Origin of the sequence: Amycolatopsis sp. NPDC005961, assembly GCF_040629235.1 — a bacterium.
GTDB lineage: Bacteria > Actinomycetota > Actinomycetes > Mycobacteriales > Pseudonocardiaceae > Amycolatopsis > Amycolatopsis camponoti.
This window is the reverse complement of sequence record NZ_JBEXVF010000002.1, coordinates 159036-177046: the sequence shown is the minus strand read 5'-3', so window position 1 is coordinate 177046 and position 18011 is coordinate 159036. Positions and strand designations below refer to the sequence as shown.

Annotated in this window: 18 protein-coding genes and 1 pseudogene; 11 read left to right on the top strand and 8 right to left on the bottom strand. The window is 71.9% G+C overall.

The window, feature by feature from the left end:
* Window positions 1–12 precede the first annotated feature (12 nt).
* Genes ABZ342_RS02655 through ABZ342_RS02635 form a run of 5 tightly spaced genes read right to left on the bottom strand, consistent with a single transcriptional unit; the run spans window position 13 to window position 3113 of the window.
* Complete coding sequence (locus ABZ342_RS02655; protein WP_230862774.1) at window positions 13–207, bottom strand: ferredoxin; 195 nt, start codon at window positions 205–207, stop codon at window positions 13–15.
* Window positions 204–1334, bottom strand: a complete 1131-nt coding sequence (locus ABZ342_RS02650; RefSeq protein WP_360468281.1) for an NADH-ubiquinone oxidoreductase-F iron-sulfur binding region domain-containing protein — start codon at window positions 1332–1334, stop codon at window positions 204–206. The genes ABZ342_RS02655 and ABZ342_RS02650 overlap by 4 nt, the downstream gene beginning before the upstream one ends.
* Window positions 1331–1900 (bottom strand): ferric reductase-like transmembrane domain-containing protein, encoded by a 570-nt coding sequence (locus tag ABZ342_RS02645; protein ID WP_360468280.1) that lies wholly within the window; start codon window positions 1898–1900, stop codon window positions 1331–1333. Before ABZ342_RS02645 ends, ABZ342_RS02650 begins: the two co-directional genes overlap by 4 nt.
* Window positions 1897–2865 carry an FAD:protein FMN transferase gene (locus ABZ342_RS02640; protein WP_360468279.1) on the bottom strand — a complete coding sequence of 323 codons (969 nt, stop codon included), beginning with the start codon at window positions 2863–2865 and terminating at the stop codon, window positions 1897–1899. Before ABZ342_RS02640 ends, ABZ342_RS02645 begins: the two co-directional genes overlap by 4 nt.
* Entirely contained in the window at window positions 2862–3113 is a 252-nt protein-coding gene (locus tag ABZ342_RS02635) for a hypothetical protein (RefSeq protein ID WP_155546307.1), read from the bottom strand. The genes ABZ342_RS02640 and ABZ342_RS02635 overlap by 4 nt, the downstream gene beginning before the upstream one ends.
* 236 nt (window positions 3114–3349) lie before the next feature.
* Here ABZ342_RS02635 and ABZ342_RS02630 point away from each other — a divergent pair, with 236 nt between their 5' ends.
* The 3 genes from ABZ342_RS02630 to ABZ342_RS02620 are packed head-to-tail and all read left to right on the top strand — an operon-like array spanning window position 3350 to window position 6476.
* Window positions 3350–4225, top strand: coding sequence for an alkaline phosphatase family protein (locus ABZ342_RS02630; RefSeq protein WP_360468278.1), 876 nt, complete (start codon window positions 3350–3352; stop codon window positions 4223–4225).
* 5 nt (window positions 4226–4230) lie between these two features.
* A complete protein-coding gene (locus ABZ342_RS02625) occupies window positions 4231–5475 on the top strand; it encodes an MFS transporter (RefSeq protein WP_360468277.1) in 1245 nt (414 codons plus the stop codon).
* On the top strand, window positions 5472–6476 hold the full coding sequence (locus tag ABZ342_RS02620) for a hypothetical protein (protein ID WP_360468276.1): 1005 nt from the start codon (window positions 5472–5474) through the stop codon (window positions 6474–6476). Before ABZ342_RS02625 ends, ABZ342_RS02620 begins: the two co-directional genes overlap by 4 nt.
* On the opposite strand, the gene ABZ342_RS02615 is transcribed toward ABZ342_RS02620, so the two are convergent.
* Together ABZ342_RS02615 and ABZ342_RS02610 are read right to left on the bottom strand one after the other, a co-directional pair.
* Window positions 6451–7035: a dihydrofolate reductase family protein gene (locus ABZ342_RS02615; RefSeq protein ID WP_360468275.1), complete on the bottom strand. Its 585-nt coding sequence runs from the start codon at window positions 7033–7035 to the stop codon at window positions 6451–6453. The genes ABZ342_RS02620 and ABZ342_RS02615 overlap by 26 nt on opposite strands.
* A gap of 69 nt (window positions 7036–7104) precedes the next feature.
* Complete coding sequence (locus tag ABZ342_RS02610; RefSeq protein WP_360468274.1) at window positions 7105–7578, bottom strand: hypothetical protein; 474 nt, start codon at window positions 7576–7578, stop codon at window positions 7105–7107.
* 246 nt (window positions 7579–7824) lie between these two features.
* Here ABZ342_RS02610 and ABZ342_RS02605 point away from each other — a divergent pair, with 246 nt between their 5' ends.
* A complete protein-coding gene (locus tag ABZ342_RS02605; protein ID WP_360468273.1) occupies window positions 7825–8601 on the top strand; it encodes a glycoside hydrolase family 6 protein in 777 nt (258 codons plus the stop codon).
* A gap of 15 nt (window positions 8602–8616) precedes the next feature.
* Here ABZ342_RS02605 and ABZ342_RS02600 read toward each other — a convergent pair whose 3' ends face one another.
* Window positions 8617–9945 (bottom strand): tannase/feruloyl esterase family alpha/beta hydrolase, encoded by a 1329-nt coding sequence (locus tag ABZ342_RS02600; RefSeq protein ID WP_360468406.1) that lies wholly within the window; start codon window positions 9943–9945, stop codon window positions 8617–8619.
* A gap of 189 nt (window positions 9946–10134) precedes the next feature.
* Here ABZ342_RS02600 and ABZ342_RS02595 point away from each other — a divergent pair, with 189 nt between their 5' ends.
* The 7 genes and pseudogenes from ABZ342_RS02595 to ABZ342_RS02565 all read left to right on the top strand — a co-directional run bounded on the left by ABZ342_RS02595 (window position 10135) and on the right by ABZ342_RS02565 (window position 17990).
* Window positions 10135–11334: a PHB depolymerase family esterase gene (locus tag ABZ342_RS02595; protein WP_360468272.1), complete on the top strand. Its 1200-nt coding sequence runs from the start codon at window positions 10135–10137 to the stop codon at window positions 11332–11334.
* Between the two features lie 47 nt (window positions 11335–11381).
* A pseudogene (locus tag ABZ342_RS02590) lies at window positions 11382–12938 on the top strand (ATP-binding protein); the annotation flags it as partial.
* Window positions 12939–12950: 12 nt separating this feature from the next.
* Window positions 12951–13628: a copper homeostasis protein CutC gene (locus ABZ342_RS02585; RefSeq protein WP_360468271.1), complete on the top strand. Its 678-nt coding sequence runs from the start codon at window positions 12951–12953 to the stop codon at window positions 13626–13628.
* Between the two features lie 293 nt (window positions 13629–13921).
* Window positions 13922–14254: a hypothetical protein gene (locus ABZ342_RS02580; RefSeq protein ID WP_360468270.1), complete on the top strand. Its 333-nt coding sequence runs from the start codon at window positions 13922–13924 to the stop codon at window positions 14252–14254.
* Between the two features lie 41 nt (window positions 14255–14295).
* Entirely contained in the window at window positions 14296–15258 is a 963-nt protein-coding gene (locus ABZ342_RS02575) for a hypothetical protein (protein ID WP_360468269.1), read from the top strand.
* Between the two features lie 167 nt (window positions 15259–15425).
* The gene (locus ABZ342_RS02570) at window positions 15426–17072 is read left to right on the top strand and encodes a S53 family serine peptidase (RefSeq protein ID WP_360468268.1); all 1647 of its coding nucleotides are present in this window, start codon (window positions 15426–15428) and stop codon (window positions 17070–17072) included.
* Between the two features lie 84 nt (window positions 17073–17156).
* Window positions 17157–17990 carry a helix-turn-helix transcriptional regulator gene (locus ABZ342_RS02565; protein WP_360468267.1) on the top strand — a complete coding sequence of 278 codons (834 nt, stop codon included), beginning with the start codon at window positions 17157–17159 and terminating at the stop codon, window positions 17988–17990.
* The last annotated feature ends 21 nt before the right edge of the window (window positions 17991–18011 follow it).

Genomic DNA, 18011 nt, shown 5'->3' with positions numbered 1-18011 from the left:
TTCCCTCGCCGCTCAGTCCTTCCGGAGCCGCAACGCCAGCGCCGGGCACGCGGCCGCCGCGCGCCGGGCCTCCGCCACCAACCCCGGCGGCACCGGGCCGGACGCCACGATCGGGTAGCCCCACTCGTCCAAGCGCACGACCTCCGGCAGCAGGTCCGCGCACAGCCCGTGCGCGCGGCACCCGATCGGGTCCACCGTCACCTTCACGCCACACGCTCCGGGACCCGGCACCGGCCACCGGCCGCGTGCGCCGCCACATCGGCGCCGAACACCCGCAACGCGCTCGTCGCGAGCCGGGCCGCGCCGTCCGGGTGCGCGCAGGCACCGCGGCCGGTGAGCAACGGGAGACGGCGCGCCAGCCGGGCCGTCGACGGGCCGCCGCGCACCAGCTCCGCGAAGTCCGCCGCGATCGCCGGGAGGCCGAACATGCACGGCCCGCACTGCCGGGCCGACTCCGCCGCCAGGAACGCCAGCACCTTCGCGGTGTACTCGAGCCCGCACGCCCGGGCCGGAAGCGCGTACACCGCCGGAATCCCGGACACGCCGGCCGTCAGGTCCGACGTCCAGCTCCCGCCGTAGCCGCCGGCCAATACCGCTTGGACCGGCTCGGCCTCGCCGCCCGCCGTGGCGAGCACCGCCGCGAGCGACGCGCCCGGCGCCGTCTCCACGACGCCCGGCCGCCGGACCGCGCCGGTCACCGTGACCAGGTCGGCCCGCGCCGCGCGGTAGTGCTGCGGGCCCAGCAGGATCACCAAAGCCAGCTGGGCCAGCGTTTCGACGTTGTCCACGAGCGTCGGACGGCCGCGCACCCCGCGTTCGCCGGGCCGCGGCGACTTGCCGAGCGGCCGCGCGTCCCCGGACGTCAGGTGGTGCACGAGCGCGGTCTCCTCGCTGGCGACGTACCGGCGCGGGATCTCCTCGACGCGCACCGGCACAAGATCGTCGCGTTCGGCGAGCGCCGCGAAGACGCTCGGCAGCACCGGGCTCCCGGCGTGCACGCAGAGGATGGCTTCGCCCGCGCCGACGGCGTGCGCGGCGAGCTGCAGGCCGTCCAGCACCAGGTGCGGGGACAACGCCAGCAGCGCGGCGTCCTTGTGGCTGAGCGGGTCGCCTTCGCAGCCGTTCGCGACGACGATCGAGCGCGGTTTCCGGGCCGAGCGCAGCTTGACCGCGGTCGGGAAGCCCGCGCCGCCGCGGCCGCGCAGGTCCGCGGCGGCGACCGCTTCGATCAGCCGGTCGCGGCCGTCGTCACCGTGGTAGGCGACCCACGGCACGACGCCGGTGCGGCGCCGGTGGCCGGCCAGGTCGAGGCGGTGGGGCGGCAGGATGGTCATCGGGTACCTCCGAGCGGCGAAAGCTTGCGGGTCGCGGTGTCGGCGTCGTGGCGGGTCGCGCGGAAGGCGACGGCGCCGAGGACGGCCAGCACGCAGAGCACGTCGCAGGCGACGATCCAGCCGTACGCGGCGTCGTCCTCGGCCATGCCGAAGCCGTGCACCAGCGCGACCGGCCAGCAGAGGTAGGCCAGCCAGTGGACGGCACGCCAGGCCCGCGGCGGGATGCGCGTGCGCAGCAGGCTGGTGACGACGATCGCGACCAGCAGATCGATCGCGACGGCGCCGAAGCCGACCCAGAGCGGCTGGTAGGCCGAGCCGAACGGCACGACGACGTCGAGCCAGCTCAGCGAGACGTAGCCGTCGAGGATCGCCGACGCGATGTGCGCGACGAGGAAGGCGAGGCTGGTCAGCGCGAGGTTCCGGTGCAGGGCGGCGACGGTGAACCGCGGCCACGCCGGGGTCGCGAACCGGCCGGCGCCGAGCGCGCCGAGGACGACAACGCCGGTGAAGAGCACGAGCGACACGAGGCCGGTCGCGCGGCTGAAGTACCAGACGGCGGAGCTCATGCGGCTTTCCCTTCCGCGGGCCAGCCCGGCGTGGTGACGACGTCGCCGTCGTCGGACGTGAGTCGCGCGGGCAGCCGTCGTTCTTCCAGCCAGGCCGGTGCTTCCGCGCCGAGGACGATGGCGGCGGTGCTCGCCGTGTTTGCGTCCACAGTGGACTTCGCGACGACGGTGACGGTGCGCCACAGCGGTTCCGCGACATCACCGGTGCGCGGGTCGACGATGTGGTGCACGGCGCGCCCGCGGTGGCGCCAGCGCCGGCGGGTGGTCCCGGAGGTGGCGAGACCGCCGGCGTTGAGGGCGACACTCGCGGCCGAGTGGGTGACGGCGTCGGCGTGGTCGTCGCCGAGCGCGACCTGCCAGCCCCCGGCGGGTTCCGGCCCGGCGACGCGGAGGTCACCACCGAGGTTGACGAGAACACCGCACCCGAGAGCGAGGTGAATCCGGCGCGCGGCCCGATCGGCGGCGAGCGCTTTGGCGGTGGCGCCGAGGTCGAGGTGGACGCCGCGCGGGAGGACGACCAGGCGGAGAGCGGGATCGAAGAGCACCCGATGCCACCCGGGCGCGGGAACCAGGCCGGCGGTCGAGCGGTCTGCAGCGGCAGGTCGTGAGTGGGAAACCGGGTCAGAACACTGTTTCCCACTCACGACTTCCGCGAAGTCCCGGTCGTACCCGAGTGCCCGCACCGCGGCCCCGACCGTCGGGTCCACCAATCCCCCGCTCAGCCGAGCCGCGCGCAACGCCGCTCCCAGCGCCTCCGCCAGCAGCACCCCGACCCGGACCTGACGCCCTGACTGCTCGTGCAGCCGGGAAATCTCCGAGTCCGCGCGGAACCGGCTGCACGCCAGGTCGATCGCGTCGACTTCCGCCCGCAGGAGCGAAGCCGCCTCCGCCACCTGCCCCGGGTCGGTGACGACCACCGACGCCGTCGTGCCCAGCGCGGGGAACGTCCTCGCCGCCGTGGTCACGACGCGCCCGAGCCCGTGTGCGCGCTGCCCGAGCCGGCGCTCACGCCGCTGTCCGACGACTGGAGCTGGTCCTGGGTACCGGTGGAGTCGGAAGTGCTGGTCGAAGTGGTGGCGGACGCCGTCGAAAGGCCGAAGCCGATCGCGCCGGCGGTGGCCGCGCCCAGCACCGCCACCGTCGCCGTGACCAGCGCGGCCTTGCGCCTGCCGTGCTCGCGGCGGGCCGCTCCGCCTGTCGTGGTGGGTTCCATGGGACCGAGTCTCGGCGCCGTTCCTTTGAACGACCTGGGAGCGACCTGTCAAGTCCCTGGCTGTCCACAGTAGACACCTACCTTAGGAGGTTGACAGCGGAAAGCCATTAACCCACTCTTTCCGTTGTCCGCCGGAGGTTTCCTGGTGTTCACGAACCGGACCACGACACGCCCACGTTCCGGCCTCGTGGAGTGGGCACCATGAGGCGCCCTCACCCGCCACCGTTGGAGGACCCATGATCCGCAAGCGGATCTTCGCCGCGTTCGCCGCCGCCACCCTGGTCACAGCCGGTGTCGTCACGGCAGCCGTCGTCACCGGAACGGACGAGCCGACCGCGGTCAAGCCCACCGCTTCGACCGTGCCGGCGTTCGACCACATCGTCCTCGTGATGTTCGAGAACAAGAAGTACTCGTCGATCAACGGCAGCTCCAGCGCGCCCTACTTCAACACCCTCGCCTCGCAGAGCGCGAAGTTCACCAACGCCTTCGCGATCACCCACCCGAGCCAGCCCAACTACGTCGCCCTCTTCTCGGGCGCCACGCAGGGCGTCACCGACGACTCCTGCCCGGCCAACCTCGGCGCCAAGGCCAACCTCGGCCAGCAGCTGATCGGCGCGGGCAAGACCTTCACTGGGTACTCCGAGGCCATGCCCTCGGACGGCTACACCGGCTGCTCCAGCGGCACCTACCGCCGCAAGCACAACAGCTGGGTCGACTTCTCCAACGTCCCGGCCGCGAGCAACGTCCGCTACTCGAGCTTCCCCACCGACTTCACCCGGTTGCCGACCGTCGCCTTCGTGACGCCCGACATGTGCAACGACATGCACGACTGCTCGATCGGCACCGGCGACACCTGGCTGAAGAACCACCTCGACGCCTACGCCCAGTGGGCCAAGACGCACAACAGCCTGCTGATCACCACCTTCGACGAGGACAGCGGCACGTCGGTGAACCAGATCTTCACCAGCTTCACCGGCGCGCACGTCAAGGTCGGCAGCTACAGCGAGTCCATCAACCACTACACCGTGCTGCGCACGATCGAGGCGTCCTACGGCCTGCCGGGCATCGGCGGCGCCGCGAGCAAGTCGCCGATCCTCGACGTCTGGCAGTAACCCGCGTGTACCTCTCCACCATCGGCCGCCGAGAGCACGCCGCGAAGGGCAAGCTCTCGGCGGTCGGCGCGAACGTCTTCGCGCTCGGCGCGGTCAGCCTGGTCACCGACGTCTCGTCGGAGATGGTCACCGCGGTCCTGCCGGTCTACCTCGTGCTCGGCCTGCACCTCGGCCCGGCCGCGTACGGCCTGGTCGACGGCCTCTACACCGGCGCGACGGCGTTGCTGCGGATCGTCGGCGGGTACGTCGCCGACCGGGTCCGCCGCCGCAAGGTCGTCGCCGGGGCGGGCTACGCGCTGTCCGCGGTGGCGAAGCTCGGCCTGCTCGCGGCCGGGGCGTCGGCCGCCGCGATCGGCGCCGCGATCACCGTCGACCGCACCGGCAAGGGCCTGCGGACGGCGCCGCGGGACGCGCTGATCACCCTCTCGGCGCCGGAACCGCTGCTCGGCCGCGCCTTCGGCGTGCACCGGGCGATGGACAGCATGGGCGCGTTCGCCGGGCCGCTGGTCGCGCTCGCCGTGCTGGCCGCGGTCGGCGCGACGGACCCCGAGGCGTTCGACGCGGTGTTCGTCGTCAGCTTCTGCGTCGCCGCCATCGGCGTGCTGCTGCTCGTGCTGTTCGTCCGCGACCACCGGACGCCGAAAGCCGCGGCGAACACGGTCTCGCCCCGCGCCGCGGCGGCCCTGCTGCGCGGCAGCGGCGTACGGCGCCTGCTCGTGGCGGCGTGCGTGCTCGGGCTCGCGACGGTCGGGGACGGGTTCGTCTACCTCCTGCTGCAGCACAAGGAGGACATCGCGACCGGCTGGTTCCCGCTACTCGCGGTCGGCACCAACCTGAGCTACCTGCTGCTGGCCGCGCCGCTGGGCGTACTGGCCGACCGCGTCGGACGGCTGCCGGTCGTGCTCGGCGGTTACGGCGCGCTCGCGCTGGTCTACCTGCTGCTGGCCGGCCCGGTGTCCGGCTGGCCGCTGTTCGTGCTGGCGCTCGCGCTGTACGGCGCGTTCTACGCGGCGACCGACGGCGTCCTGATGGCGCTGGCCGGTCCGCTGCTGCCGGAGTCGTTGCGCACCACGGGGATTTCCCTGGTCCAGACGGCGCAAGCGCTTGCGTACTTCGCCTCGTCCGTCCTCTTCGGACTGGCCTGGCAGTTCTGGGGCGCCGGGCTCGCGGTCGGCGTCGCCGCGGGCGGGGCGCTGGTCGCGATCGCCGTGACGTTCGTGGTGCTCTCCCCCGGGAAGGTCGCCGCGTGAAGACCCGGATCCTGATCGCCGTCGCCGGCGTCCTCGTGCTGGCCGGGGCGGCGGTCGCCTACGTCGGGTTCGCGAGCGCGCGCAGCCACGACGCCGCCAACACCGCCGCCACCGGCGCGGTGAGCCTCTCCCCCGGCCCGCGGCTGCTGTTCCGCAGCACCGCCGACGCCGACCGCGGCCACGTCGCGACGGTGTCCGTCACCGACCCCGGCGGCTCACGGACGGTGTCGCCGCTGTCGTGCGCACGGGTGTACGCCGCCGGCGGCACCGGGCTCTGCCTGCGCCAGGACGGCGACCTGACCACCTACCAGCTGGCGGTGCTCGACGCGGGCCTCGCGGTGAGCCGGGAGATCCCGCTGGTCGGGCTGCCGAACCGGGCGCGGGTGTCGGTGAGCGGCCGGATGCTCGCGTGGACGGTGTTCGTCACCGGCGACTCCTACAACGGCGGCATGTTCTCCACCCGCGCCGGCATCCTCGACACGGCGACCGGCGACCTGGCCGGCACCCTCGAGGACTACGCGGTGACGCTCGACGGGAAGCCGTACCAGGCCGCGGACCTCAACTTCTGGGGCGTCACGTTCACCCGCGACGACCGTCACTTCTACGCGACGATGTCGACGGCCGGGCACCGCTACCTCGTCGCGGGCGACTTCGCCGCGCACACGATCCGCACGCTGCGGGAAAACGTCGAATGCCCGTCCCTTTCCCCGGACGGAACCCGCGTGGCGTTCAAGTCCGCTGTGGACGACGACCCGGCGAAGGGCTGGCGGCTGTCCGTCGTGGACCTGGCGACGTCGAAGGTGACGCCGCTGGCCGAGACCCGCAGCGTCGACGACCAGCCGGCGTGGCTCGACGACCGCACCATCGGCTACGGCGTGCCCCGCGGGCCGGGCCACGCGGACGTGTGGTCGGTCCCGGCCGACGGATCCGGTGCGGCCCGGCTGCTGATTCCGGAGGCGGAGTCCCCCGCGGCGCTCAGCGACGCTCGTACCGGGCGATGATCACGCCCTTCGTGGTGGTGACGCTGCCGGTGAGCGTGAACTCGGTCAGCGGCGCCGGCCCCTCGAACAGGCGCCGGCCGCCGCCGAGCGTCAGGGGGTGGATCAGCAGCGTGTAGCGGTCGACCAGGCCGGCGGCGTGCAGCGAGTGCACGAGCGAGGCGCTGCCGATGACGGACAGGTCGTTCCCGGGACGGGCCTTCAGCTCGGCGACGGTTTTCTCGGCGTCGCCGGCGAGCAGCACGGAGTTCTGCCAGGCATCGGCGTCCTCGAGGGTGGTCGAGGCGACGTACTTGGTGACGGCGTTCATGTGGGTGGTGAAGGGGTTACCGTCGTCGCGCCCGGCCCAGGCGCCGATGAAGTCTTCCCAGGTCCGCCGCCCGAAGAGCATGTCACCGGGGCGGCTCATGCCCTGGCCCATCTCGCGGGCCATGACCTCGTCCTGGTAGCGGTTGCCCCAGCCGCCGTGGGCGAAGCCGCCGCGGGTGTCTTCGTCGGGCCGGCCGAGGCCCTGCACGACGCCGTCGAGGGTGACGCTCATGGTGACGCTGATCGAACGCATCGGGTGTCCTTTCGTCCAGGGGTGGTTCCCCTCCTGAACGAACGGCGACGCCGCGGATCGACAGCGGGGTCAGTCCAGCTTGCGCAGGCCCTCGAGGATGCGGCGCATCAGCTCGCCGTCCGGGGCCGCGAACGCCAGCCGGGACGCCGGGAAGCGGCCCGAGGACGGGCCGGCCGGCGGGATCGTGCGCGGCACGCGCCACGGCAGCCGGTCCGGGGACGTGTCGCGCCCGGTCTGTTCCGGGATCGGGAGGGTCGGCAGCGCGATCGTGCCCGCCTCGGCGAACCGCCGGGAGGCCTGCTCGAAGCGGAGGCGGGCCTGGATCCCGGCGACGGTCCAGTCCGGCTCGGGGTCCGGCTCCGAGCCCGCGGTCGCCCGGCGGGGCCGGCGTTCGAGCGTGATGGCCCAGGCCGCCGCGGCGAGCGCGGGCAGCAGCAGGCCCGCGATGATGGCGAAACCGGACAGGGCCGCGGCCATCAGGAGGCCTCGGCGACGGGTAGCAGCATGGCGTTCACTTCCGGACTTGCGGTTCTTCCGAAGCATGGCCGACACCTGGATATTCGACGTGAACGAATGTTTCGCGGACCCCGGAACCCCATCATGAACGACGGGCGACGCTCCCGCAAGCGGCCGAACGGGGTGGTCCGTCCGGACGGTGAAACCGCAGGTGGGAACCGGTTTCAGGGTAGCAGCGACGGGGCCCCTCACCCAGTAGTACGGGCGCCGGCGCCGTCCGGTTCACTTTTCTTTTCGTACGTTCCCTGTACGCCGCCACGGCAAACTCGCGAAATGCGTATTCCGACCATCCTCGTGGCCGCGACGCTGGCGCTCGCCGGGCTCGCGTCCCCGGCGCTCGCCGCCGGCGGCAACCCGCTCGAGAAGACGAACGGCTTCTACGTCGACCCGGGCTCCAACCCGGCGGCGTGGGTCCGCGACCACCCGGACGACAGCCTCGCCGGCCCGATCCGGACGGCCATCGCGACCAAGCCGGGCGCCCGCTGGTTCGGCAGCTGGAGCGGGGACGTCCGCGCGGCGGTCGACGAGTACACCTACGCCGCCGACGTCGCCGACAAGCTGCCGGTGCTCGTGACCTACAACATCCCGGGCCGCGACTGCGGCGGCGAGTCGACCGGCGGCGCGGGCAGCCCCGAGGCCTACCGCGACTGGATCTCGGCGTTCGCCGACGGCATCGGCGGCAAGCCGGCGGTGGTGATCATCGAGCCGGACGCGCTCGCCCAGCTCGACTGCCTCCCCGGTGACGCCCGCCAGACCCGCCTCGACCTGCTGAACTACGCGGCGGCGCAGTTCGCGGCCAAGGCACCCACCACCTGGGCCTACCTGGACGGCGGCAACGCGACGTGGATCCCGGCACCGACGATGGCTTCGCGCCTGAAGTCGGCGGGCGTGCAGTCGATCCACGGGTTCGTGCTGAACGTGTCGAATTTTCTCACGACCGCCGACTCGACGACCTACGGCAAGGCGGTCGACGCGGCGCTGGGCTACGCGGCGCCGTTCGTCGTGGACACCAGCCGCAACGGGAGCGGCCGGTGCTGGCCGCCCACCTGATCAAGGGTGACTGACTCAGCCCAGCGTGCAGGTGCGGGCCAGGTCGGCCGGGGTCGCGCCGGGCGGACGCGCGATCGTCCCCGAAGCCGGCGGACGGACCCCGCGCAGCCATCCGCCCAGCGCGTCGAACGCCGTCCGGAAGCATGGGCCCAGCGGCCGCAACCGGTCCGGGTACGCGTCGACCAGCCCGTCGACGTGGTTGCCGCCGACCACCCGGTAGTACCGGTGCAGCGACCCGCGTCCCGCGGAATCGATCATCTTCTCGTACACGTCGGAGTCCCGCGTGATCGGCAGCAGCGTGTCCAGCGTCCCGTGCAGCGTGAGCAGCGGCTTGCCGATCCGCCCGGTCAGCGAGATCCGCTCCACCGCCCGCGTCACCGAAGCGGGCCGGGACGCGTACGCGTAGTCCGCGTCACACGACGGCGTTCCCGAAGCGCAGAAAGGAGTTCCGGCCGAAAGGGCACCGTCGAACGAGGGATCCACCTCTTCCCGGTAGATCCGCTGGGTCAGGTCCCAGTAGACGCGGTAGTGGTAGTCCCACAAGAACTCCGACCCCGGCGCGAACCCGGCGTCCAAAATGGACTGGTGTGCCGAGGACGACCCCGCCGCGTAAGCCGGGTACGCGCGCAGGGCCGGTGGCAGGAACGTCAGCAAGTTCGGTCCGTCGGCACGCCACAGCGTCCCCTCCCAGTCGACACCCCCGTCGTAGAGCCACGGCCGGTTCTCCAGCTGCCATCGCACGAGGTACCCGCCGTTGGACAGCCCGGCGGCCAGCGTCCGCGTGACCGGACGGTGGTAGTGCCGGGCCGCCGCCGAACGAGCGGCCAGCGTCAGCTGCGTGACGCGCGTGTTCCACTCGGCCAGCGCGTCGCCCGGCCGGACGCCGTCGTCGTAGAACGCGGCGCCGGTGTTGCCCTTGTCGGTCGCGGCGAACGCGTAGCCCTCGGCCAGGGCCTGGTCGCCGATCGCGCGGTCGTTCGCGTACTGCCGCCGCACACCCGGCGAACCGGAGACGACCAGCCCGCCGTTCCACCGCGCGGGCAGGCGCAGCACGAACTGCGAGTCGTGGTTCCAGCCGTGGTTGGTGTTCGCCGTCGAGGTGTCCGGGAAGTACCCGTCGACCTGGACGCCCGGCACCCGGCCGTACGTCGGCAGCCCGGCCGACGTCAGCCCGGCCCAGTCCGCCTCGACGGTGTGCCCGGACGCGAGCGTGCCGGTCGTCGTCAGGTCGTCCAGGCACACGGCGACCTGCCGCTGGGCCCCGGGCACGTCCACCCGGCAGCTCCCAGCCGACGCCGACGCTGACGCGGGCAGCGCCGCCGCGAACGCCCCCGCCAGAACCACAACCAGCCATCTGCGCACGGTCCACCTCCGGTCTCGATGCACCAGAACCCAAGCGCGTGCGCCCGGGGAGAGCCATCCCGCCGGTCACCATGAATCGCCGCGGGGATGTGGTGGACGGCCACATGGTCCGAACCAGCGGGCCGATTTAGCGTCGCTGTAAACCCTCTCAACGACGAGAAGGACTCGCCCATGCGCAAGCTCGCCCTCGCCGGACTCGCCGCGATCACCGCCGCCGTGCTCACCACCGTCGGCGTGGCCTCCGCCGACCCGCCACCGTCGTCCCTGGTCCAGGTCGCGAACTTCGGCGCCAACCCGGGTGCCCTCGCGATGTACACCTACACGCCGTCCGGGCTCGAAGCCGGCCGCCCGGTGGTCGTCGCCCTGCACGGCTGCACGCAGAGCGCCGCCGACTACTACGCCCACTCCGGCTGGCCCGAACTGGCCGACCGGTGGCGCTTCGAGGTCGTGTTCCCGCAGCAGTCGACCGCGAACAACTCGCTCAAGTGCTTCAACTGGTTCTCCACGGCCGACGACACCCGGGGCAACGGCGAGGCCGCGTCCGTCAAGTCCATGGTGGACAAGGCGATCGGCGACCACGGCTCGGACCGCTCCCGCGTGTTCGTGACGGGCCTGTCGGCCGGTGGCGGCATGACGGCGGACCTGCTGGCCGCGTACCCGGACGTCTTCGCCGGCGGTGGCATCGACGCCGGGCTGCCCGCGCAGTGCGCCACGAGCGTCACGCAGGCGACGAACTGCCAGCAGAACAACCAGAACCTGACCCCGGCGCAGTGGGCGTCGAAGGTGACAGCGCAGAACCCGGGCTACAGCGGGCCGTGGCCGCGCGTCGCGATCTGGCAGGGCACCGGCGACTACACGGTCTACCCGGTCAACGGCACCGAGCTGCGCGACCAGTGGACCGCGGTCCACGGCGTCTCCCAGACGCCGACGAGCACGCAGTCCCTGCCCGGCGGCACGACGTTGACGAACTACGCCGACAAGGTCCAGCTGTACTCGATCGCCGGCATGGGCCACGGCACCGCGGTCGACCCGGGCACCGGCACGACGCAGTGCGGCAGCACCGGCGCGTACTTCCTGGCGGGCATCTGCTCCAGCTACTACACGGGCGTGTTCTGGGGCCTGGCTTCCGGCGGCACCACGACCACACCACCGACGACGACCACGACCACGCCGACGTCCACCCAGCCGTCGGGCACCTGCGTGAACGCCAGCAACTACGCCCACACGCAGGCCGGCCGGGCGCACCAGAGCGGCGGCCAGACGTACGCGAACGGCTCCGACCAGGCCATGGGCCTGTGGAACACGTTCACCACGCACGCCCTGCGCGAGACGTCCCCGGGGTACTGGGTCCTCGCCGACGGGCAGTGCTAGAGGAAGATCGGGAACGGGTTGAGATCGTCGTAGCCGTGCGGCTCGGCCAGCCGGCCGAGGAGAACCTGCGGAAACGGCTCGCCGTCGCGCCGGTCCCGGTGTTCACGCGCGAGGAGCTCGGCCAGGTGGCGCGCGCGTTCGACGCGGTGCACGGCGAAGCCGTCCGGCTGGCCGGCGAGCAGGCGATGTTGCGCGAGAACGTCAACGCGATGTTCGTCAACCTCTCGCAGCGCAGCCAGGACCTCGTCGAGCGGCAGCTTTCGGTGCTCGACCGGATGGAAGCCGACGAGCAGGACCCGGACACCCTCGCCGGGCTCTTCGAGCTCGACCACCTCGCGACGCGGATGCGGCGCAACAGCGAGAACCTGCTGGTGCTCTCCGGCCAGGACTCGGCGCGCGAGGACGCCGGCGCCGTCTCGGCCGACGAGATCATCGGCGCCGCGCTCTCGGAGGTCGAGCACTACCAGCGCATCGAGCTTGGCCCGGCGCCGCAGGTGGCCGTGCGCGGGGAGGCCGTCAACGACCTCGTGCACGTCGTTTCGGAGCTGCTGGAGAACGCGACGAGCTACTCCGGCAACACGACGGTCACCGTCGCGAGCGCCGAAACCCACGACGGCGACTGGCAGATCGAGATCATCGACCACGGCGCCGGCATGCCCCAGGCCGAGATCGACCGCACCAACGCGCGGCTCGCGCACCCCCCGGACGTCGACGTCGAGGTGTCCCGCCGGATGGGCCTGTTCGTGGTCGCGACGCTCGCCACGCGCCACCGCATCGACGTCAGCCTGAGCGCGGGCCCGGACGGCGGGCTGATCGCGACCGTGCTGGTGCCGACCGGCCTGATCGTCGAGCTGCCGCCGATGCCCGGGCCGCCGCCGCCTGCCGAGCCGGCCGCCGCCCCCGAACCGGAGCTGCTGGCGCCGCTGGCCCCGCTCACGCCGCCGGAACCCGAGCCCGAGCCGGAGCCGGAGGAGCTGACGCCGCCGTCGATCGAGGCCGGGCCGCCGCGCCGGGCGCCGGTGGTGGCGCGCGACCAGAGCCCGCAGTGGCCGACGGCGGATGACGACTCGCACCTGGACCTCGACGCCCCGACCGAGCGGATGCCGGCCTACCGCGACGTGCTGTCGCGCTGGTTCGACGCGTCCGCGGCGCCCGGGGCGCCCGAGACGTCCCGGCCGGCGGTGGAACCGCGTCCGGTGGCCGAGCAACCGCGAGCCGTCCAGCCTGAGCCGCGCCACGCGCTGGCGGCCGCACCCCCGCCGCCGCCTCCACCACCTCCGCCGCCGCTTTCACGGGAAAGCTCCGGGCCGAGCCCGGACGACGAGGACACCGAGCCGCGGCTCACGCCCGTCGCGCCGCCGCCGGCCGCGATCGAGCCCGACTACGAGTGGCCGACGCCGGCCGAGCTGGAGCAGGAGGACGGCGCCGAGGACACCTGGCCGTTCCTGCAGGCCGCCGATTCGGCGGCGAGCCCCGGAGCGGTGCCGGAGCAGCGGCCGATACTCTCTCTTTCCCCGGAAGCGGTGCGCGAGCGGATGACGAGCCTTCAAGGCGGCTTCCGGCGAGGGCGTCATGCGAGGGGAGACGACACCCGGAACCAGTGAAACGGATGAGGCATGAGCTCGAAGACGCCCCTGCTGGAAGTGATCGCGCTGGACGCGGCGGACGCCGAAGGCGCGCAGGCGGGCGGGGCCGACCGCCTCGAACTGGTGACGGACATGGCGCAGGACGGCCTGACGCCGACGATCGAGACCCTGCGCGACGTGCTTTCGGCGACCGACCTCCCGGTGCGGGTCATGTTGCGGGACAACGGTTCTTTCGCCGTCGGCGACCTCGAAGGGCTGCGTGCCGACACCGCCCGGCTGATCGACGCTGGCGCGCGCGAGTTCGTCTTCGGGTTCCTCAACATCGACAGCGAGATCGACCTGGACGCCTGTGAGGCGCTCATCAAGGAGGTCGACGGTCTGCCGTGGACGTTCCACCGCGCCATCGACCGCACGCGGGACCCGTTGCGCGCGTACGACCAGCTGGCCGAGCTGGGCTGTGACACGGTGCTCGCGGCCGGGCACCCGAACGGGGTAGGCAGTGGGCTTTCCGTGCTGCAGCGGCTCGCGCAGCGCGACAGCGGACCGGACCTGCTCGTCGGCGGCGGCCTGCGCGCGCAGCAGGTGCACCTCTTGCGCGCGGGCGGGGTACGCGGGTTCCATGTCGGGAGTGCGGTCCGGCCCGGCGGCTGGCAGGCTCCCGTGGACGCCGAATCGGTGCGCACGTGGGTCGAACTCGTGAAATCCTGATCGACTTCCGGAATTCTCGGAACATCGGCGGGATAAAACGATTTCCGCCGATGTTTTCGTGTGCGGGTAATCAGGTTCTTTACGATGAAATTGCATTCTGCGCGTGCAGGCGCCGAACCGGCGCCGCGCGTGCGGCTGCACGCGCATTTCAGGATATGACCTGGTTGGTGGCTGATTTCGGGGCGATCGGCTGGCTACGGTGGTCCGGAATTTGACGATCCGGGCGATCATCAGGAATCGATCTGCAGTGCGGGAGGCGGCGCCGTGTGCGCGCGTATTCAGTTCGAGAACTCGTGGCGTGGACAACAGGAAACCAGGACTTCGACCATGCGGTGGATTTCTGTCGCGCGGCAGCGGTTGATTCTCCGCGGCTGTCGCCCGACGGTGTCCGGACCGGGCCGGAAGGCCGGATCGTGACCGGCGCGCTGCCGCGTCAACGCGGAACCGGACCCTCCGAAGACGAGTTCGCGAAGCTGGGGCTCGGCGGCTCGCTCGCCCTCACGGGCCTGCTGGCCGCCGTCAAGATCGCGGAAACCGCCACGGGCGTGGTGCTGACCGCCGCCGGGGTGCTGCCCGGCGCCAGTCCCTCGAAGGAGCGGGCTCCGGCCTGGCCTGGCGGGGAATGAACGGGAGCTGCCCGGCAGCTCTCTACGGACGGAGGGCTGCCATGGACGGCAGTGGAGGGCGGGACGACCGGCGTGGCGCACGCGTGGGTCTCGCCGACGCGCGACGGCTCGAGGACGTCGTCGCCGAGCTCAGGGGCTTGGACTACCGCTACGGCGGCGGTGCCTGCCAGGCGGCCGTCGAGTCGCGGCTGCCCGCGGCCGTCGCGCTGCTGGACGGCGTGACCAAGACCGTCGTCCTGGCGAGGCTCTGCACCGCCGTCGCCGACCTGTACAACCTGGCCGGCTGGACGAACTTCGACCAGGACCGCCCCGCCGCCGCGCTGGCCGCGTTCGCGCGGGCGCTGGACCTGGCCGTGCAAGCCGGGAACGACGATCTCCAGGCCAACATCCGGTACCGCGTCGGGCGGCTGCACCTGCACTACGGCGCGGTCGACGCGGCGCTGGCGGAGTTCGCGCGGGGCCGGGAGGCCGCGTTGCTGGCGCACTCCAAGCTCGCGCTGGCGATCCTGTCGGCCAACCAGGCGTGGGCGCACGCCAAGAAGGCCGACGTCGCCGAGGCGCTCACCTACCTGCGCCGCGCCCGCGAGGAGTTCGCGGAGGCCGAGGGCCGCGAGCCGTCGCCGTGGGACGCGTTCTTCGGGGCCGCCGACATGGCGGCGATGGTCGGCACGGTGCACGGCGAACTGGCGCAGGTGGTCGACATCCGGCACGGCCGCGACGGCATCCCCGCGCTCACCGACGCGATCGCCGGGTACGGCCGGGGCATGACGCGCAGCCGTTCGCTGACCTTGATCTGGCTCGCCACCGTGCACGCGCTGGACGGCGACCTCGACGTCGCCACCGCCGTCGGCGAGGAGGCGATCGAGCTGGCGGTCGTCCTGCGGTCACCGCGGACGCGGCACCGGCTGCACTCGCTGTCGGCGGCGGCCCGCCGGTTTTCCGGCAATGCGGACGCAAGGGAGATCGTCGACCGCGTCGGCGATCTCGGGCAATCCGGACGATAATCGAATGGCCATGGCGAGGTAAACCGTCCGGAAAATGAAAATGGGAACCGCGAAAGGGCAGACAAAAGTAGGTTCCTCGGTGTGACAGCGGTTTCTTATGCTTCTCGGCAACCTGCGGCGAGTATTGCGACGCAGGCCCGGTCCCCACCGCCGAGAGGAAATTCCCCATGCGCTTGCGCAAGCTCGTCGCGGCCGCCGTGCCGCTGCCGGCGTTGCTCGGCCTCGCCGTGGTCGTCCCCGCCGCCGCGGCGACGGAACCCCTGGTCACCCTGGCCGACAACGCCGCCCCGCTCGTCGGCAGCGCCCGCGCCGGAGACGTCGCGGACGGGCAGTGGATCACCGCGGCCCTCTCCCTGAAACTGCACAACCAGCAGGCGCTGGAAAAGTTCCTCGCCGACGTCCAGAACCCGGCATCTCCGCAATACCACCGTTTTCTGACCCCGGATCAGTTCAATGCGGAGTTCGGTCCGACCCAGGCCGACGTCGGCAAGGCCGTCTCATTCCTCGAGAAGGCGGGTGCCACCGGGATCGAGGTTTCCGGCAACCGTCAGGCCATCACGTTCACCGGCTCGGCGGCGCAGCTCGAATCGGCGTTCCACACCCGGATCGGGACCTACCACGACCAGGCCTCCGGCCGGAACTTCTTCGCCAACGACGCCGCGCCGACCGTGCCGGCGGACGTCTCGAGCGTCGTGGGCAACGTCGTCGGCCTCGACAACCACGCCCTGCGGACGCACACTGCCGCCGTCGCGAAGCCGAACGTCGTCAAGGCGGTGACCCCGCCGGTGCTCAAGACCGCTTACGGCACCAGCGGTCTCTCGGCGACCGGCAGCGGCGTGAAGGTCGGCTTCGTCGAGTTCGACGGCTACAAGAAGGCCAATGTCACCCAGTACGACAGCACGTACGGCCTTTCGGCGGGCTCGGTGACCACGGTTCCGGTGAGCGGCGCGAACTACGACTCGGCGCCGGGCGACGGCCAGATCGAGGTCGAGCTCGACATCGAGGTCGTGCACGCGCTGGCGGCCGCGGCGAACGACTACGTGTACGAGGCGCCGAACACGAGCGCCGGCGAGCTGGCGATGTACCAGAAGATCGCGTCCGACCACACGGTCAACGTCGTCTCGATCTCCTGGGGCGCTTGTGAATCCGCGGAGGGTTCGAGCGCGGCGAAGAGCGTCAGCAACGCGATCGCGACGGGCACGGCGGAGGGCATCTCGTACTTCGCGGCGGCGGGCGACGACGGCACGACCGACTGCTACCGCCAGACCGGGTCGACGGCGAAGGCCGTGGACTTCCCGGCGTCGAGCCCGAACGTGACGGGCGTCGGCGGCACGCAGCTGACGGTGACGTCGTCGAACGCGTACAGCAGCGAGAAGGCCTGGAACGACGGCGCGTCCAACGGTTCGACGGGCGGCGGCATCTCGACGGTGTTCACGGCGCCGTCGTGGCAGTCCTCGCAGAGCACGACGTACCGCAAGGTCCCGGACGTCTCGGCCGACGCGGCGAGCGGTTCGGGCTACTACATCTACACGGCGGGTTCGTGGGAGACGGTGTGGGGAACGTCGGGCGCGGCCCCGCTGTGGGCGGCGTTCGCGACGCTGCAGAACCAGGTCCACGGCGGCGGCCTGGGCAACCTGAACCCGAAGTTCTACTCGATCGGCAACGGATCGTCGTACGGAACGGGCTTCCACGACGTGACGACGGGCAACAACACCCTGCACGGGACCACGGGTTTCAGCGCGGGCACCGGGTATGACCAGGTGACGGGCTGGGGGTCGTTCAAGGGCAGCGGCTTGTCGGGCCTGATCGGCTGAGTTTCGGTTGTGGGCCGGGGCTGTCGCATGGGCGCGACAGCCCCGGTTCCGGTTTTTGTCGGTGCCCGGTGACAGACTGCGCACATGGCAACACCGGTAGCGACACCGAGGTCCCGCGCGCTGGGCTTCGGCCTCCGCGCGGCGAGGGTGGCGCGCGGCCTCGGCCTGCGCGAACTGGCGCGGCTGGTGGATGTCGCGCCGCAGGTGCTGTCGCATTGGGAGAGCGGGACGAGGGTGCCCCGGGTGGAGCAGGTGGGCTTGCTGCTCGGGGCGATGCGGGTGGAGCCGGTGGAGCGCGGCCGGTTGCTCGAGTTGGCGGAGTACGCGAAGGAGCCCAACTGGCTCGAGCGCACGTCGTTCGCACTCGGCAGCTACCTCGAGTACGAGCGAGCCGCCAGTGCGATGGTCAACTGGGAGCCGCACCTCGTCCCGGGGCTGCTGCAGACACCCGAGTACGCCCAGGTGATCTTCGGATCGCACGGCTTGCCGCGTCAGGAGGTCGATCGGCTGACCCGGATCCGCCTGCGTCGGCGGGAGGTGCTCACCGGTCGGCACAGGCTGAGTTGTTCCGTGTTGGTCGGCGAGGAAGCACTCCGCCGCACTCTCGGCGATCCCGAGACCATGGCTGGCCAGCTCCGGCACCTGGTGCAGGCGGCGCGACTCGAGAACATCAGTCTCCGTGTGGTGCCCTCGGACTCCGGGTACCACCCAGGCCTCAAAGGATCGTTCGTGCTGTTCGACTTCGCGCAGCTCCCACCGGTGGTGCACATCGAGCACCTGCGCGGGAACTCGCACCTTTACGACCGCGAATACGTGACCGACTACCGAGAGGCGGCCACGACCATGACCTCCCTCGCGCTGACCGAACTCGATTCCCACCGGTTCATCCAGACGGTGCTCGTCGAGCTGGGGCGGTGATCGATCAATGCGGCCGCTTGG

Excerpts from the sequence above, each read along its gene's own strand:
- ABZ342_RS02650 (WP_360468281.1), bottom strand. The coding sequence starts at position 1,334 with ATGACCATCCTGCCGCCCCACCGCCTCGACCTGGCCGGCCACCGGCGC.
- ABZ342_RS02645 (WP_360468280.1), bottom strand. The coding sequence starts at position 1,900 with ATGAGCTCCGCCGTCTGGTACTTCAGCCGCGCGACCGGCCTCGTGTCG.
- ABZ342_RS02635 (WP_155546307.1), bottom strand. The coding sequence starts at position 3,113 with ATGGAACCCACCACGACAGGCGGAGCGGCCCGCCGCGAGCACGGCAGG.
- ABZ342_RS02630 (WP_360468278.1), top strand. The coding sequence starts at position 3,350 with ATGATCCGCAAGCGGATCTTCGCCGCGTTCGCCGCCGCCACCCTGGTC.
- ABZ342_RS02615 (WP_360468275.1), bottom strand. The coding sequence starts at position 7,035 with ATGCGTTCGATCAGCGTCACCATGAGCGTCACCCTCGACGGCGTCGTG.
- ABZ342_RS02610 (WP_360468274.1), bottom strand. The coding sequence starts at position 7,578 with ATGCTTCGGAAGAACCGCAAGTCCGGAAGTGAACGCCATGCTGCTACC.
- ABZ342_RS02605 (WP_360468273.1), top strand. The coding sequence starts at position 7,825 with ATGCGTATTCCGACCATCCTCGTGGCCGCGACGCTGGCGCTCGCCGGG.
- ABZ342_RS02595 (WP_360468272.1), top strand. The coding sequence starts at position 10,135 with ATGCGCAAGCTCGCCCTCGCCGGACTCGCCGCGATCACCGCCGCCGTG.
- ABZ342_RS02585 (WP_360468271.1), top strand. The coding sequence starts at position 12,951 with ATGAGCTCGAAGACGCCCCTGCTGGAAGTGATCGCGCTGGACGCGGCG.
- ABZ342_RS02575 (WP_360468269.1), top strand. The coding sequence starts at position 14,296 with ATGGACGGCAGTGGAGGGCGGGACGACCGGCGTGGCGCACGCGTGGGT.
- ABZ342_RS02570 (WP_360468268.1), top strand. The coding sequence starts at position 15,426 with ATGCGCTTGCGCAAGCTCGTCGCGGCCGCCGTGCCGCTGCCGGCGTTG.
- ABZ342_RS02565 (WP_360468267.1), top strand. The coding sequence starts at position 17,157 with ATGGCAACACCGGTAGCGACACCGAGGTCCCGCGCGCTGGGCTTCGGC.